The organism is Clostridium sp. 19966 (genome assembly GCF_032335695.1).
Taxonomy (GTDB): Bacteria; Bacillota; Clostridia; order Clostridiales; family Clostridiaceae; genus JACTOJ01.
Genome location: NZ_JACTOJ010000015.1, coordinates 84,883 through 100,348, shown reverse-complemented (window position 1 = coordinate 100,348; position 15,466 = coordinate 84,883). Strand labels below are relative to the sequence as shown.

The following is a 15,466-nucleotide window of genomic DNA, read 5'->3' as shown; positions in this document are numbered from 1 at the left end:
CAAAGAATATACTGCAGAATACTATATATTAATGAACTATTAATAATTCAATCATATAAACTAAGTGATAAATTAAATGTGATTTTTATACAGTAGATAATTTTAGAAGGTGAAAAGTGATGGATAACAAATTCTTATTAGCAGCTACAAATGCATATGGGAATGGCCAAGAAAGAGGTCATCTTATTAGCCTGCCTCGTTGGGTAGGTGATTTTATATATGATAAATCTAATGTAAAGCTTAAGGTTGGAATGTCAGAGATAGAAGTAGAGTACAAATTAAATAATACAAAGAATACAATAGAAATTCCTGAATATCTAGTTGAAGAATTAGGACTTCAAGATAAAATGGAGATCAATTATAAAATTAAAAATAGTAAGCTAAGCTTGGGTCCTGTAATAGGTGTTTTCCAAAGTAATGGAAGTGTAAGAAAGGCTAATTTACAAAATGCTAATTTTAGATTTATTGAATTGATGAAGGCTAATAAAAGCTGCTCTACGATACTGTACTTTTTTTCTGTGCATGATGTGGATTTTGAGCATAAAAAGATAAATGGTACTTTTTTTAACGAGGAAACAGAGCAGTGGGAAAAAAAGTTATATCCCTATCCAGATATACTTTATGATAGAGGCGGCGGAACTTTAAAATCTCAAAAAATGATTTCCGATAATATCAGAAAAGAACTGGAAGGTACGGAAGATTTTAAAAAGATAAATGCAGAGTATTTTTTCGATAAATGGCATGCATACAATGAACTCATCAAATATAAAGAAATGACTAAATATTTACCCCTGACCATTCTTTATAATAAACCAGAAGATTTAACTAAGATGCTTAATTTAAGCTCTACTTTATATTTAAAGGATTGCTTAGGGAATAATGGAGTAGGAGTTGTAAGATTGATAAAACACTCAGAAGAATCCTATGAGCTGAGCCATTTCATGGGCACTTCCTTTAAGTTCGATATAGATTCCTTTGATAATTTAATTTCCAAGATTGAAGAGCTATTTAAAGATAAAAGATTCATAATACAAATTGCCATTGATGTATTGCAGCTGGGTAACAGAAATATAGATATGAGAGCAACTGTGCAAAAAAATGGCAGAGGAAACTTGGGAGTTACAGCTTTTCCTGTAAGATTAGGAAAAGAAGAATGTCCAATAACCAGCACTAGATCAGGTTCATCTGTCTATACAATTGAGGAGTTCTTTAAGAAAAATTATAATTTTACAGAAAATCAGATTGATCAGCTTGAAATGCAGCTTAGAAGGTTCCTATTTACCATTTTTAGCTGTTTAGAAAAATCATATGGTTCCTTTGGAGAAATTGGAATAGATTTTGCAATTGATAAGAATTGGCGGATTTGGTTTATTGAATGCAATGCGAAACCAGGTAAGGATACTCTATATATTTCTTATGATAATGACACCATCCAAAAGGCATTCATCAATCCTTTGGAGTATGCAAAATACTTGTGGATTAAATAAAAATATAATTTAGAGGTGAAATTAATGCAGGTAAGAATTAAAGAAGCTTCTCCAAGAGCTGATGGTGTAAATTGTGTAATACCAAAAGAAGTATTTGACTTTTTAAATTTATCAGAAAAGGTAGAGTATTGTTTGCATGTAGGTCAAATAAATCATCGTTTATATATTGCTCCATCGGAGGAAGACAGTGAATATATGCTTTTAGAGGCATCTATATTTACGAAACTATGTCTATACAATAATTTAACATTAAAAATTAAGAGAGCTGATGAGGATATATTTCTAGGCCCAGTAATTGGCCTATTTATTAATAATTATACCTTCTCTAATTGTAGTGAGGATAGTGCACCTACCTATAATGGAAGAGCAGGTGTTGTGGAGCACTGTTATTGTTATTATTTTTCTATTAACGATATCGATTGGATACAAAAGAAGATAAAAGGATATACCTTTTGTTTTGAAAGCCAAAAGTGGATTAATGGATGGTTTCCAATGCCTGATGTAATTTATGACAGAGCTGTTGGTTTTGAAAAAGAAGAGAAGCCTTTGGCAAAGCAAATAAGAAAAAATTTTAAGGATGATCTCAAAATAAAATTTATAAATAATAAAGATTACCTTGGGAAATGGGAGACCTTTGAAAGGCTTTCTAAATATTCAGAGGTTAATTGCTACCTTCCTAAAACTATGGAATATACCAATTTTAATGATGTTTTAATCATGTTAAAACAAAATGATTTTATATTTCTAAAAGCTTCTCACGGCAGTGGAGGGAGACAGGTAATAGCTATAGAAAAAATTGATGATATGTATAAGCTTGTGTTTTACTCTGCAGAGCTAAAGGAGCTTAAATTAAAGGATATTGAAGAACTAAGAGGCTATATTGAAAAATATACAGCTGGTAGGAAATTTATAATTCAAGAGGGAATAAGATTATTGAAATATAAGGATCAAGTCTTTGACATGAGAATTCTAATCATTAAGGATAGGGAAGGAAAATGGAGAACTATTGGTAACTGGGCAAGAATTGCAAAATCAAATTACACTATTACAAACTACTGCGCAGGGGGAAGATGTGAATATTATGGTAATATCTATAAACATTTATGCACAAAAAATTCTAAGGTTCATATTCCATCCTATGATGAAATAGCACAAGTAACTATTAAAATCGCTTCTTATTTAGAAAAAACCTTTGATTCCTTTGGAGAGCTTGGGATGGATATAGCTATTGATATGCAAGGAAAGCTCTGGTTTATTGAAGCTAATACGAAGCCTGATAAGGATTTGGTTGAAGGAGTTGAAGATTTTGAGAGTATACCGCTTCAAAATCTATCTATATATGAATACTCTAAATATTTGACTGGTTTTTAATATATAAGGCTATTCTGAATGAAGTTTTAGGGGCGTTGCAAAAAGATTATTTATTTTAAGATATTGAGATAGGAGCGTAAATTTTTAATTCTTCATTTTTGTTTATTAATTTGTTCTTATCTATTTCTCTTTTAAATAACTGTATCTTCATTGCGCAACAGCCCCTTAAAACAGAACATTAACAGCATATACTCTTTGATTTAAAGCCTGATAAGTAAACACAATATTCAATAGGCTGACTGTTGCACCTTAGTATAACCTCGGGTTTATTTAGTCTCTCCAGGCTCACTCTTAAAGGTTTTCCGTTCACTTCGATTATCCAAATTTTATGTCTTACATCTATGGTCATATCTATACCAAGCTCTACACAAGTTCCGAATTCTGCTTCTATTGATAAACATATTTCTCTGCCTATGTTAATTACTTTTTCATATAGACCGCCTTTTGTTGCACTATCTTCATAGAAAACTTCTTTTAGAACCAATGAAAAATCCTCTACTGATCCTCCGCTCCTCGGACTGGTTATGATGCTTCCATTTGCTGCAATACGAGAGGCTATACCCCCAGGCTTCCAATTACCTTTATAATCCTTCTGATATAAAAGCCTGAAATCAAAGGGGGATTCTCTAAAAAAAGCTTTTTTAATTTCACGTTGTATAATATATCCACCTCCATCAGTTGAATATTTGTTAAGTAAAATATCAAGCTTTTTTAAATCATCTATCACTACTACATGATTCAGGTCTTTAGTTCTATAAGAAACCTTAAAGTTATTTGCAGAGAGGTTTGAAATCTTAAAAACGCCCCTTCCTTTACTTAATAAATTAGGCTTTAGATATGCGCTGGCATATTTCCCTAAAAACTTTTCCACATCTAGATAGCTAGTATACAAGACTGTTTCTGGAACTGCGCTTGCTAACTCGGGATTTGATTTTAAGAGCTGCATGGTATCCCATTTTGATAATTTTGGAGTGTTATTTAGCATTATAAAATCCATTGGCAGCCTGCTTTTTAATTCTAAGCTTTCATAAACACAGTTACCTTCTACATTTCGATTATATATTACCTTTGCTAGAGGCAATATACTAGTGCCCCAGCTATCGTTTGTTCTAAATATTCCTAGCACTAGGTTGTTTTCCCAGTCAATATTGTCTCTTGAAAAAAAGTAGCAAAATCCACTTAGTTTTTTGCAGGCTCTGTCAAATTGAACATACTCAGAAATATTTGTGCCGGAAATAAGCTCTTGAACTTTTATTTGATTTACAAAAATACCTATTAAAGGACCTAATTCTATGTGGCGTTCGTTTATTTTGTTGATTTGCAATAAGGTGCCATCAGGAATATGAATCACCTGCTCTAAATCATTTGAGAAAGAGATACTAGGATCATTAGCAAATGTTTCGTCTATAATCTTAATATTTAATTTTATGGTTATTGAAGCTACAGACAAGGTTATATAATCTAGATTTCTTGAAAGTTTGATTTGCTGTAATGTAGCTTCTGTGATATAACATGTTTTTAAGTTATCTGATGAAATATAATTTATATTAACCTCATTAAACACAGGGAACACTCCTATAAATTGCTACTTTAATATATTCTAAAGAAGCTTAAGATGTTATTAAGATGCCAGATATTCTATATATTTTTTACATCCACAGATATTTACTTCACCCTAAAAATTATATTGAATATACTGTTACGAGAAAAAGAATAAATATTTTATATTTAATAGGAGATTGTCAAATGAATAAAGATTCTTCCAATATGAAAAGGGAATTGGGACTATTGGCGGCGATTTCTATTGTGATCGGAAACACTATTGGTTCTGGTATTTTTATGATTCCTCAAGGGTTAGCTGCTGCCTCAAATCCTAAATCAACAATTATTGCTTGGATTATTACATCAATTGGATCTATTCTATTGTGTTTAAGCTTTGCAAAGCTAAGCGCAGTAATGCCAAAGACTGGTGGACCTATAGTCTATACCAAAGCTGCCTTTGGAGAGCTTCCCGCATTCCTAGTTGCTTGGACTTATTGGATAGGCATATGGGTTGGAGATGCAGCGATTATAACAGCATCGGTGAGTTATCTATCTTACTTTTTTCCTGTGATTGCTAGCAGCAGATTAATAGCGTTTTTAGTATGTACCAGCATACTATGGATATTTACAATTATAAATGTAAGAGGGGTAAAGAAAGCAGGATATGTAGGAATAATAACTACCATATTTAAAATTTTACCCTTAGTTATTTTTGTTGGTATTGCAGCTATGAATTTTCAAATGAGTAATATTAATACCGTATCTTCAAAGGAGGCAGCTGGTATTTCCACTGTGCCAATTGCGGTAAGCATTACTTTATGGTGCTTTCTAGGATTGGAAAGTGCTACCCTCCCTGCAGGTGAAATAAAAAATCCCGAAAAAACTATTAGAAGAAGCACAATATATGGAACCTCTATTGTGGCGGTAATATACTTATTAATCAGCATATTGGCAATGGGGGCTATGCCTCAAACTAAATTAGCGTCATCCAATGCACCTCTTGCAGATATTATAAATGCTGCTACAGACGGTAATTGGGGAGGAGGCTTTATAGCACTAGGCGCCATAATCTCCATTCTTGGTACAATCTCTGGATGGATATTAGTGTCTGGCAGGTGTTCTTATGCAGCTGCTGAAGAAAAGCTTTTTCCAAGCATTTTTATGAAAATTCATCCTAAGTTTAAGACTCCATATGTAGCTATAATAATAGCAAGTGTGGGCACAAATATACTTCTTATTACTAATTATGTTTCAAGTCTGACCTCCGCTTTTAACTTTATATTACTTCTTTCAACTTTAGCAGTCCTGCCAGTATACACCTTCACAGCTGCAGCTGAAATAATGCTATTGTCAAAGGGTAGCGCTAAGGCTAGCCTGTTTAATATCATAAAACATTCATTTGCAGCTTTATTAGCTTTTGCATATTCGATATATGCTATATATGGTACAGGTGCTGAAACTGTTATGTATGGATTCATATTAATGCTTGCAGGAATACCATTTTATGTATACAAAAAAATATATACTAAAGCCAAGGAGTAAGTAAAATAAAAGAGTAAAACTTGCAATAATAGTTTTACTCTTTTATTTTATTTATATTAACTACAAAAGCAGCAATTATTCATCATCACATTCACAAGGATCTATATACTCTAATGCAATACCCATGTTTATAGTTAAATACATCCCGCAGTCGTCTTCGTCTAAGCAAATATTATAGAATGCAAATGCCCAATCTACACAGTCTTCTGTATCATTACAGGGCTTAGCGCAACATGTGGTAGATATTGCTTTATTCACATAGGCTGTTTTGCTGCAGCATGTGCTTGTGTGATCGGGAAAGCTATAACCTGATATAGGGGAAACAGGTACACTAGTTGAGAAGTTTACTTCACCAACCACTCTTATTTCATAGCCAGCAACCACATCACATTCCTTATGATGACTCCCGTCGCAAGTGGGTATTTGTACCTTTTTAACTATAGGATTTTTTAGACAGGATAGTCCTGAAAGATTAAAGGACATATCTGGAGTGCAGTCCAAAAATTTAAATCCTTTAGGTACCTGTAAACGACAGCAAGTTTTCACTAAAGGGATGCAATTGGCAGTCAAAGCTTTTACATCTGATTCGTGAATAGGCAATCCTGACCTATCAATATAATAGGTTTTATAATATTCAAGTTTATCTTCTTTAGCCATTAACTATTTACCTCCTCTTCTGCTTCTAATAAGTTCTTGTTTTATCAAAAAAATGAATTTTACATTGATGAAATCTCATAATTCAGTTTATGTTGATATCCATGGTTATGTTAATAATTAATATGAGAGGAAATAAAAAGATATTTTGGATTAATCGAACCAATAATTGAATTTAAGATAATATAATAATAGGTTAAAATATCTGAGCGCATATCGGAGGTGTTTGTTATAAGCACTGAACCTATTATTGGAGTTTTTACTAATGCATTAAGTATAAGCAAAGCTAATCATCAGAGGCCAACAATAAAAATGCAGTATCTATTTTCTGCTAATAAAAATTTAAACATGATTTTATATTTTTTTTCATCAGATAACTTTCTGCAGGATAAACAAAAGATAAATGGAACTTATTATAATTATAAAACTGAGATATGGGAGAAAAGACTATTTCCCTTTCCTGATGTTCTATATGATAGGGGCGGAGATATAGAAAAATGCTATGAGAATAAAACAAATTTCGTAAGAAGTGTACTTTATAAGGATGCTAATATTAAAAAATTAAATCCTGCTTATATATTTGATAAATGGGTTCTTCACGAGTACTTTATGAAGTATGGAGATATGGCTTTGTACTTACCGTACACAGTTAGATTTGCAAGTACAAAGGATTTATTAGATATTCTGAACAAATCTAATACTATCTATATAAAAGATAGAACCGGGAATCGTGGGTTAGGGGTAGTTAGGGTTATAAAATTACCAAGTGGTATATATGAATTTGATTATTGCGTTAAAAATCAAAGAACGGATTATTTTTATTCCTTCAGAACCTTAGTGAATAAGTTAAATAATTTTTATAAGGACAAGGAACCAATTATTCAGATTGCAATTGATACTTTAAAAATCAATGATAGAAATATAGATATGAGAGCTACAGTGCAGAGAAATGCAGAGGGGCAGCTAGAAATTATAGCATTTCCAGTGAGGGTTGCCATTGAAGGATCCCATATAACAAGTACTAGAACTGGTTCGGAGGTTTATGATTTCAAAGAGTTTTTTAGGTTGAATTTTAATTTTTCTGAGAAACAATTGCAAAGCTTAACAGCTAAGATTAAAAAGTTTCTCCTTATAACCTATAATAGAGTTGAAGAAAAATTTGGAAGATTTGGGGAGATGGGAATAGATTTTGCCCTAGATAAAGATTTTAATATATGGTTGATTGAATGTAATGCTAAACCAGGCAAGGACACTATTTATTTGTGTTATGGCAATGATGTGGTTTCAAGGGCGTTCTCAAACCCTTTGCAGTATTCCAAATTCTTATGCAGTTTTGATAAAAGTAATAAATCCTAAGGTGGTTAATCTTAGGATTTATTTTACATAAGCGCTTATTTTAATCTTTAGCTTCCTTTACGAAAAACGCCTTTATCAACATTATTTTAAAACATAGCTTAATCTTTCAAAAGCTCTTTTAGGTCTACAGTACTGTGATTTGGATAATCGAAAACTTTTCCTTCCCAGGTTCTAATTTTTATATAATCCTTACCTCTGGATATGATATACTGCGGCAAAATTGGCGTTTTTCCATTTCCATTGGGTGCATTTATTATATAAGCGGGTATGGCCATTCCAGAGGTATATCCTCTTAGATATTCCATTATCTCGATGCCATCATCCACAGAGGTATTGAAATGAGTAGTTCCAAGTATATATTTAGAGTGGAATATATAATAAGGTCTTACTCTGCATTTTAAAAGCTCCTGATTTAATAATCTCATTACATATTTATCATTATTGATTCCGTTCAGTAATACTGCCTGATTTCCTAGCGGTATCCCTATGTTTGCAAGCTTATCGCAGGCTTCTTTTGCTTCTTTTGTTATTTCTAAAGGATGGTTAAACTGGGTGTTTATATAGAGAGGCGGATATTTCTTTAATATATTTAATAGATTCTCATCAATCCTTTGAGGCATAGTCACAATTGTCCTAGTTCCTAATCTAATATATTCTACAGTAGGTATATTGTGAATTCTCTCTAGTAGCCAATCAAGGGTGGCATTAGAAAGCATTAAGGCGTCTCCGCCTGTAATAAGCACATCTCTAATTTCAGGGTTATCTTCAATGTATTTGATAGATTCCTCTAGATCTGAAATGCATTGATGCTTATCTACTGAACCTATATTCCTTCTTCTTTGGCAATGTCTGCAGAATGATGGGCATACATTGGTTACATTTATAATTAATCTATCTGGATATCTTCTGGTTATGCACCCTGCAGGATTCGTATATTCTTCCGCCATAGGGTCTTCATAGCCTGTTTCATTTAATTCTGCCAGTGATGGTATGCACTGAAGCTTCACTGGATTAAATTTGTCATCATCTATTAAAGATAAATAATAAGGAGAGACAGCCCATCGAAATTTTTGCTGGACTTTTTTTATTGATTCTATCTCAAAATCACTTAAAGATATTAGCTTAGATATTATATCTATATCACTTATTCTGTTTGCTAGCTGCCATTGCCATTTATTCCAATCATCTTCGGAAGCATTAAGCATAGAAATTATCTTTTGCTTTTTATCTGATATCTTCTTCTCCTGCTCAGATGACATACCTCTTGGTATAGTATCTCTTATCTTTGTGTAGTCTTCAATTTTGCCTTTTAATTCTTTTGCTCTTTCTAATGCTATATTTCTTTTATAATCATCATCGTACATGCCTTTCATACCTCCTCTAGCCGCTCATTTGAGCATATTAATTCAAACATTTTATTGCCTGCTTATGTTTTAAGCTGTTGACGTTATATCTGAAGCTTAAGCTCAATCAAATCCCATATAAACATCAGCTTAAAACATAGCCTATATTTATATTATTCTGACTTAAAAATATTGGTACATAATATATTTTTACAGGTAGGTATGATAGGGTAATTTTTTTATAATCGAATATTGAAATTCATTTTATTGTAAAGTAATAAATTCCAAATGCTTCTTTACGGCAATGGAAGTAGCAGAGGCATCATGGCTTTCCAAAGCTTTTAATATCTCGTCATGATGTATATTAACTGTTGCTTTATTAAAGGCATGTATTTTTGAACTTTCGATGCAGTTTTCAATCAAGGAAGATATTGAAAACATCATGGTTGATATTAATGGATTTCCAGAAGCTTCAGCTATTTTAAAGTGAAATTTCTTATCAAGAGAGGCGCTAAGCTCAATATCATCAGTATGACTTAGCTCTTTAGCTATTTCTCTCAATTCCTTCAGCTGCTCTTTTGTTATATTTTTAGCTGCTAAAGCAGCAGTTTCAGGTTCAATTACTTTTCTAAGCTCTAACACTTCCTCAGTTTTGCTGCCAAGAAGTAAAAATATAATAGACAAAGGTTCAAGAAGACTATTTTCAAGGCTATCATTAATGAAATTTCCTTCTCCCTGTTTGGATTCTATAAGTCCAAGCATTTCTAAAACTTTTAAGGCTTCTCTCACAGAGCTTCTGCTTACTTGAAGCTGCTCAGATAAATCTCTTTCAGAAGGTAATTTATCACCTCTTTTAAAATAGCCGCTTCTGACAAGATCCTTTATTTCTTCCATTACCTTTTCATATATTTTCGTGTTTTTTATAGGGCTTAACATAGGTTTCTTCCTTTCAGTGGGGAACATCTTTACTTTCTGTTAAAGCAGAAAGCAAAATGTTATAATTTTTTTCAGTTATAAGTTTTTTTTCTTTCAAATTCTCTATTTTGTTGTAATGAACATCTATATTTTCTTTAAAATTTGTAATTGCTTTAATTATAGCAGATTTAAAAAGAGGGATGGAATCAATTATCTTTTTTACCCCATACAAATATTCATCATCATATATATTGAAGCTTTGAAATAGCCCTGATATCAATCTTCCATCAGAAAAAGCATAAATATATCTGTCGCACATTTCGTCAGATAAATCAACTTCGATTTTATGCTTATACAATCTAAAAATCACATCATCTTTTTTAACAAAAACGGGAAATATACTGGAGAATAGTACTTTTATATTTACATCTTCGTCTACTAAATCTTCAAAATCATATTCATTAAGCTTAGATACAATCTCATCAGTAAAAATGCTATTTTTTATTTCATTGCTAAGCTTCAGTTTTAATTTTTGCTCTCTGTCTTCCACTAAGATATTATCAAGGGAATAAAGCAATTTGTCTAAAGGATTTTTGTTTGAATTCTTGGTCTCCATATGCTACATACCTCCATTATTTATTAATGAAAAATTGTTAGAAACAGGTTCCATAGTATAGGAGCTAGTATAACGGTTATAATTCCGGAAATAGCAATGGTTATACTGCTCATAGCGCCTTCAACTTCACCTATTTCCATGGCTTTTGCCGTTCCAATAGCGTGAGCGGAGGAACCTAGAGCAATTCCAAGAGCAATCTTATCATTTATTTTAAATATCTTATATAATAATGGCCCAATAATGGAACCTAATATCCCAGTAAGTATAATGGCAACAACAGTGATTGAAGGAAGTCCGCCTAATTGCTTAGATAGAGCCATACCTATGGGAGTTGTTATGGACTTAGGTATTAATGATTTCGTTAGTATATCTGAAAATCCAAATAATTTAGAAAGCAAAATTATACATAATATTCCCGAAGTAGAGCCGCATAAAATACCTGCCAAAATGGGAAAAGCATTTTTTTTAAATAGAGAGAACTTCTTGTATAAGGGTAAAGCTAAAGCAATAGTTGCAGGAGCTAAGAAGAAAGAGATTACTTGTCCACCAACGTTGTAATCATTATAGCTAATATGAAATTTTGTAAGAAAAACTATTAGTATTATTATTGCGATTAACAATGGATTAAAAATTGAGAATTTAAGCTTTTCTTTTATGAAAGCACCTATCTCATAAGCTATTAGAGAAACCAGTACTCCAAAAACTGGGGAATTAACTATAGTATTCATTTTGAACACACCTTTCTTAAAATTGTAACCACATAAGCGGTAACGATCCAGATAACACAGGTTGAAATAATAATTATAGCTAAGAAAGGCATCATTTTACCATTCAATATTCCCAAGGAAGTCAATAAGCCCACTCCAGCAGGGACAAACAAAAAGGACATGTGAGAAATTAGAACTTCACAAATATCTTCAATCATTTCAACTTTAACAATTTTAAAATATAATGCCAAGAAAAGTAAAATTAATCCTAGAACGGTTCCAGGAATGGGAAGACTGAACATTAGCTGCAAAAGCGTTCCTAAAAAATATACTATCAAGATAATCATTAGTTGCCTTAAGGATTTCAATACGACACCTTCTTTTGTAAAAAATTAGTGGTACAGTGGTCTGACCAGATGATTTTAATTTATCATATATTTTGTACTATTGCAATAAGGAATTACAGGATATTATTTTTGTTAATGCAGATAGCTATAAACTTATTGAATATTTGGATAAATTGTTCTAATATAATTATATAGTAATATAAGTAATAGGAGCGGAATAATTGGATATAAAAGAAAAACAATCGAGCAATTTAAAAAATAAAAAATGGATAAAGTCACAACAGAATTGGACTTGGATAATTACTATTACGTGGATGCTAATAGCTAATTTGTGGCTGCCCTTTGGACTTTACGGTTTGGTTTGCATGTTTACACCTATTATTATAGCTTTATCTGGAAGGGGGAAAATGAGCTGTGCTCGCATTTGCCCAAGAGGTTCCTTTATAGGGAAATTTACAAAGCCCTTTTCCAGAAATGTACCTATGCCTTCCTGGACACGCACCAAAGGCTTTAAATTTATACTTTGGTCAATTATGATGGGGACTTTTATAATATTAATGATTTGGGCTGTACCAAAGGGGATATACACTTTAGGTAAAACTATACTTTATTTTATGGAAGCAGCAACATTAATTGCGTTTTTAACAGGTTTAATTTTCAGACCTAGAAGTTGGTGTACCGTATGTCCTATGGGATTTACTTCTGGTAATATTCGTGATCTTGTAAGCAAAAAGAAATGAAAAAGATGCAGCTAGATTTTATATATTATTAAAACCTAGCTGCATCTACAGGGAACAATTTCATTGTTTTATTAAGTTTTTAAAAGCTTAATTTCTATGAAATTCAAGAATATCTTTTCTTACTTGCTCTAAGCTGTTGATTAGTCCGTCCATTCTCATAGACCATCCATGTATTTCGTCTTCGCTGGCTATAGTGTCATCATACTTTACTATTTCAGTCAAGCCCTTAAGCTCACGCTCTAGCTGTTTCATTTTTTCGTAAAGCTCTTTTTTTCTTTGCATTGAAATCAGCCTCCTATAAATTTTTAGGGATAATTTGTCTTTATACTTATATTATAAGTTATTTTTATAATATTTTAAATATTCAAACTTAAGTAATATTCTTTTAGGATATATTTTAAAATATGAACTCATTTTTTAATTTGAATTTTCCTAAACCTATAGTATTATATAAATATGTATTATATGCATGTAAGAAATACTAGGCATTACGGAGGAAAACAGTGAGAAAATTAAAAATCGCATATACTATAAATTCAAAAGAATATTTTTCTACTGAGCGAAATGTGGTTTTGGCTCAGAATACAGATTACACGGATGTGGCAGCTGTTGTGTTAACCGATTTAGATATGGAATTAATTGAGGTTGTACATAACACAAAGTTTGGTTTGCCTGTATTTGTAGTGTTGAAAAACATAGAGAAGCTTCAGGGTGAGCTCTCCAAAAAGGTATTTAGTGTAATCCATAAAAATGATTTTGATTTACAACTTTATAGCAGAGATATTGAAGCTGCAGCAAATAATTATGAAGAAAATATACTTCCGCCTTTCTTTAAGACCTTAAAGGATTATGTAGAGAAGGAACATTCGCAATTTGATTGTCCCGGTCATCAGGGAGGACAATATTTCCGCAAGCATCCAGCTGGAAGATATTTTTATGATTTCTATGGAGAAAATGTATTCCGATCAGATATTTGTAATGCAGATGTAGCGTTAGGAGACTTGCTGATTCATGAAGGGCCTGCAGTGGATGCCGAGCAATATGCGGCTAAGGTTTATAATGCTGATAAAACCTATTTTATTATGAATGGAACCAGTACAGCAAATACCGTTGCTATAAATGCACTAGTTGCTCCGGGAAACTTGGTACTTTTTGATAGAAACAATCATAAATCTGTTTATAATGCGGCCTTGGTTCAGTCTGGTGGCAATCCAGTTTATCTTGAAACTGGGCGTAATCCTTTTGGCTTTATTGGCGGTATCGATGCTCACTGCTTTGAGGAAAGCTATCTAAGAGCTGAGATAACTAAGGCTGCACCAGAAAAGGCTTCTAATAAAAGGCCTTTTAGATTAGCTATTATCCAGTTGGGAACTTATGATGGAACGATTTATAATGCTAGACAAGTAGTTGATAAGATAGGACATCTTTGCGATTATATTCTTTTTGATTCAGCTTGGGTTGGCTATGAACAGTTTATTCCTATGATGAGGGATTGCTCACCTCTTCTGCTTAATTTAACTGAAAATGATCCAGGAATATTGGTAACTCAATCCATACATAAGCAGCAGGCGGGTTTTTCTCAGTGTTCTCAAATTCATAAAAAGGATAACCATATTAAGGGTCAGAAACGTTATGTGGATCACAAAAGGTTTAATAATTCTTATATGATGTATGCTTCCACAAGTCCATTCTATCCTTTTTATGCAGCCCTAGATGTCAATGCTAAATTGCAGGAAGGTGAAGCAGGAAGATTGTTATGGCAGGAATGCATAAAGCTTGGGATAGAGGCAAGAAAAGCAGTGTTAAAGAATTGTTCCATGCTTAAGCCCTTCATTCCTCCAGTTGTAAATAATAAAAAATGGGAAGAATATGATACGGATGAAATTGCAAGCAGCATTGAATTTTTTAAATTTGTCCCTGGTGAGAAGTGGCATTCCTTTGAGGGCTATGGAGAAAACCAGTATTTTGTAGATCCTAATAAATTTATGCTTACGACTCCTGGAATTAACGTTGAAACTGGTGATTATGAGGAGTTTGGTATTCCAGCTACCATTTTAGCTAATTATCTAAGGGAGCATGGAGTTATACCTGAGAAGAATGACTTAAATTCTATATTGTTCTTATTAACTCCTGCAGAGACAGCTAAGAAGATGGACAATCTTTTGGCACTTCTAGTTAGATTTGAGCAGCTTATAGAAGAAGATGCTCCGCTAAGCAAGGTGCTTCCGAATCTTTACAATAATCATGTGGAGCGTTACACAGGATATACTATTAGGAGACTCTGTAAGGAAATGCATGATTTTTATAAGAAAAATGATGCAAAAAATTATCAGAAGAAGTTATTTAGGGCTGAATTTTTCCCTGAAAGAGCAATTATTGAAGAAAAAGGGAAGTCTGATTCCTTAGGTGAAACTGCTGCAAGCAGAGAAGAAGGTAATTCCGGCAGCATATCTAAAAAGATATTTACACCGCAAGAAGCTAAATGGGCTTTGGTTAGAAATGAAGCCAAGCTGGTAGCTCTAAAAGATATAGTGGGCGAGATAGCCTTGGAGGGAGCTTTACCATATCCTCCAGGAGTTTTCTGCGTAGTACCTGGAGAAAGATGGAGTGAGGTGGCACAGAGGTATTTCTTGATACTGCAGGATGGTATTAATGAATTCCCTGGTTTTGCACCTGAGATTCAAGGAGTATATCTGGAAAAAGAGAATGGCTACATTAAAGCCTATGGATATGTACTCGATAGAAAAAATTAAAAAAATATCCCCGTGCAATTTTGCACTGGGGATATTTTTTAATTTTTATATAAGTACAAACAATAATCTTAGTGACTCGCTTTATAAGCTTAC

14 protein-coding genes are annotated in these 15,466 nt (G+C 32.7%); 6 read left to right on the top strand and 8 right to left on the bottom strand.

Annotated features, from left to right (window positions below):
- Positions 1-119 precede the first annotated feature (119 nt).
- On the top strand, positions 120-1,487 hold the full coding sequence (locus IAI10_RS15475; RefSeq protein ID WP_315674196.1) for a YheC/YheD family protein: 1,368 nt from the start codon (positions 120-122) through the stop codon (positions 1,485-1,487).
- Between the two features lie 24 nt (positions 1,488-1,511).
- Positions 1,512-2,858 (top strand): YheC/YheD family protein, encoded by a 1,347-nt coding sequence (locus IAI10_RS15470; protein ID WP_315674195.1) that lies wholly within the window; start codon positions 1,512-1,514, stop codon positions 2,856-2,858.
- Between the two features lie 178 nt (positions 2,859-3,036).
- On the opposite strand, the gene IAI10_RS15465 is transcribed toward IAI10_RS15470, so the two are convergent.
- Positions 3,037-4,422, bottom strand: a complete 1,386-nt coding sequence (locus IAI10_RS15465) for a YheC/YheD family protein (RefSeq protein ID WP_315674194.1) — start codon at positions 4,420-4,422, stop codon at positions 3,037-3,039.
- A gap of 182 nt (positions 4,423-4,604) precedes the next feature.
- Between IAI10_RS15465 and IAI10_RS15460 the strand changes: the two genes are divergently transcribed.
- The gene (locus tag IAI10_RS15460; protein ID WP_315674193.1) at positions 4,605-5,942 is read left to right on the top strand and encodes an amino acid permease; all 1,338 of its coding nucleotides are present in this window, start codon (positions 4,605-4,607) and stop codon (positions 5,940-5,942) included.
- Positions 5,943-6,017: 75 nt separating this feature from the next.
- On the opposite strand, the gene IAI10_RS15455 is transcribed toward IAI10_RS15460, so the two are convergent.
- A complete protein-coding gene (locus IAI10_RS15455; RefSeq protein ID WP_315674192.1) occupies positions 6,018-6,599 on the bottom strand; it encodes a hypothetical protein in 582 nt (193 codons plus the stop codon).
- Positions 6,600-6,818: 219 nt separating this feature from the next.
- Here IAI10_RS15455 and IAI10_RS15450 point away from each other — a divergent pair, with 219 nt between their 5' ends.
- Positions 6,819-7,952, top strand: coding sequence for a YheC/YheD family protein (locus IAI10_RS15450; protein ID WP_315674191.1), 1,134 nt, complete (start codon positions 6,819-6,821; stop codon positions 7,950-7,952).
- 98 nt (positions 7,953-8,050) lie between these two features.
- Here IAI10_RS15450 and eam read toward each other — a convergent pair whose 3' ends face one another.
- The 5 genes from eam to IAI10_RS15425 all read right to left on the bottom strand — a co-directional run bounded on the left by eam (position 8,051) and on the right by IAI10_RS15425 (position 11,901).
- Positions 8,051-9,316, bottom strand: coding sequence for a glutamate 2,3-aminomutase (eam, locus tag IAI10_RS15445; RefSeq protein ID WP_315674190.1), 1,266 nt, complete (start codon positions 9,314-9,316; stop codon positions 8,051-8,053).
- A gap of 243 nt (positions 9,317-9,559) precedes the next feature.
- On the bottom strand, positions 9,560-10,231 hold the full coding sequence (locus IAI10_RS15440; protein ID WP_315674189.1) for a FadR/GntR family transcriptional regulator: 672 nt from the start codon (positions 10,229-10,231) through the stop codon (positions 9,560-9,562).
- Positions 10,232-10,244: 13 nt separating this feature from the next.
- Positions 10,245-10,826, bottom strand: coding sequence for a hypothetical protein (locus IAI10_RS15435; RefSeq protein ID WP_315674188.1), 582 nt, complete (start codon positions 10,824-10,826; stop codon positions 10,245-10,247).
- Between the two features lie 23 nt (positions 10,827-10,849).
- On the bottom strand, positions 10,850-11,554 hold the full coding sequence (locus tag IAI10_RS15430; protein WP_315674187.1) for an LrgB family protein: 705 nt from the start codon (positions 11,552-11,554) through the stop codon (positions 10,850-10,852).
- Positions 11,551-11,901 (bottom strand): CidA/LrgA family protein, encoded by a 351-nt coding sequence (locus IAI10_RS15425; RefSeq protein WP_315674186.1) that lies wholly within the window; start codon positions 11,899-11,901, stop codon positions 11,551-11,553. The genes IAI10_RS15430 and IAI10_RS15425 overlap by 4 nt, the downstream gene beginning before the upstream one ends.
- 200 nt (positions 11,902-12,101) lie before the next feature.
- On the opposite strand from IAI10_RS15425, the gene IAI10_RS15420 reads away from it, so the two are divergent.
- Positions 12,102-12,620 carry a 4Fe-4S binding protein gene (locus IAI10_RS15420; RefSeq protein ID WP_315674185.1) on the top strand — a complete coding sequence of 173 codons (519 nt, stop codon included), beginning with the start codon at positions 12,102-12,104 and terminating at the stop codon, positions 12,618-12,620.
- An 87-nt stretch (positions 12,621-12,707) separates the two neighbouring features.
- Here the strand turns inward: IAI10_RS15420 and IAI10_RS15415 are convergent, their stop codons facing one another.
- Positions 12,708-12,902 carry a hypothetical protein gene (locus tag IAI10_RS15415; RefSeq protein WP_315674184.1) on the bottom strand — a complete coding sequence of 65 codons (195 nt, stop codon included), beginning with the start codon at positions 12,900-12,902 and terminating at the stop codon, positions 12,708-12,710.
- 221 nt (positions 12,903-13,123) lie between these two features.
- Here IAI10_RS15415 and speC point away from each other — a divergent pair, with 221 nt between their 5' ends.
- Positions 13,124-15,373, top strand: a complete 2,250-nt coding sequence (speC, locus tag IAI10_RS15410; RefSeq protein ID WP_315674183.1) for an ornithine decarboxylase — start codon at positions 13,124-13,126, stop codon at positions 15,371-15,373.
- Positions 15,374-15,466 lie beyond the last annotated feature (93 nt).

What these genes read in the sequence shown, in the direction of transcription:
- IAI10_RS15475 (WP_315674196.1), top strand. Translation starts at nt 120, where the DNA reads ATGGATAACAAATTCTTATTAGCAGCTACAAATGCATATGGGAATGGC.
- IAI10_RS15470 (WP_315674195.1), top strand. Translation starts at nt 1,512, where the DNA reads ATGCAGGTAAGAATTAAAGAAGCTTCTCCAAGAGCTGATGGTGTAAAT.
- IAI10_RS15460 (WP_315674193.1), top strand. Translation starts at nt 4,605, where the DNA reads ATGAATAAAGATTCTTCCAATATGAAAAGGGAATTGGGACTATTGGCG.
- IAI10_RS15455 (WP_315674192.1), bottom strand. Translation starts at nt 6,599, where the DNA reads ATGGCTAAAGAAGATAAACTTGAATATTATAAAACCTATTATATTGAT.
- eam (WP_315674190.1), bottom strand. Translation starts at nt 9,316, where the DNA reads ATGTACGATGATGATTATAAAAGAAATATAGCATTAGAAAGAGCAAAA.
- IAI10_RS15440 (WP_315674189.1), bottom strand. Translation starts at nt 10,231, where the DNA reads ATGTTAAGCCCTATAAAAAACACGAAAATATATGAAAAGGTAATGGAA.
- IAI10_RS15435 (WP_315674188.1), bottom strand. Translation starts at nt 10,826, where the DNA reads ATGGAGACCAAGAATTCAAACAAAAATCCTTTAGACAAATTGCTTTAT.
- IAI10_RS15430 (WP_315674187.1), bottom strand. Translation starts at nt 11,554, where the DNA reads ATGAATACTATAGTTAATTCCCCAGTTTTTGGAGTACTGGTTTCTCTA.
- IAI10_RS15415 (WP_315674184.1), bottom strand. Translation starts at nt 12,902, where the DNA reads ATGCAAAGAAAAAAAGAGCTTTACGAAAAAATGAAACAGCTAGAGCGT.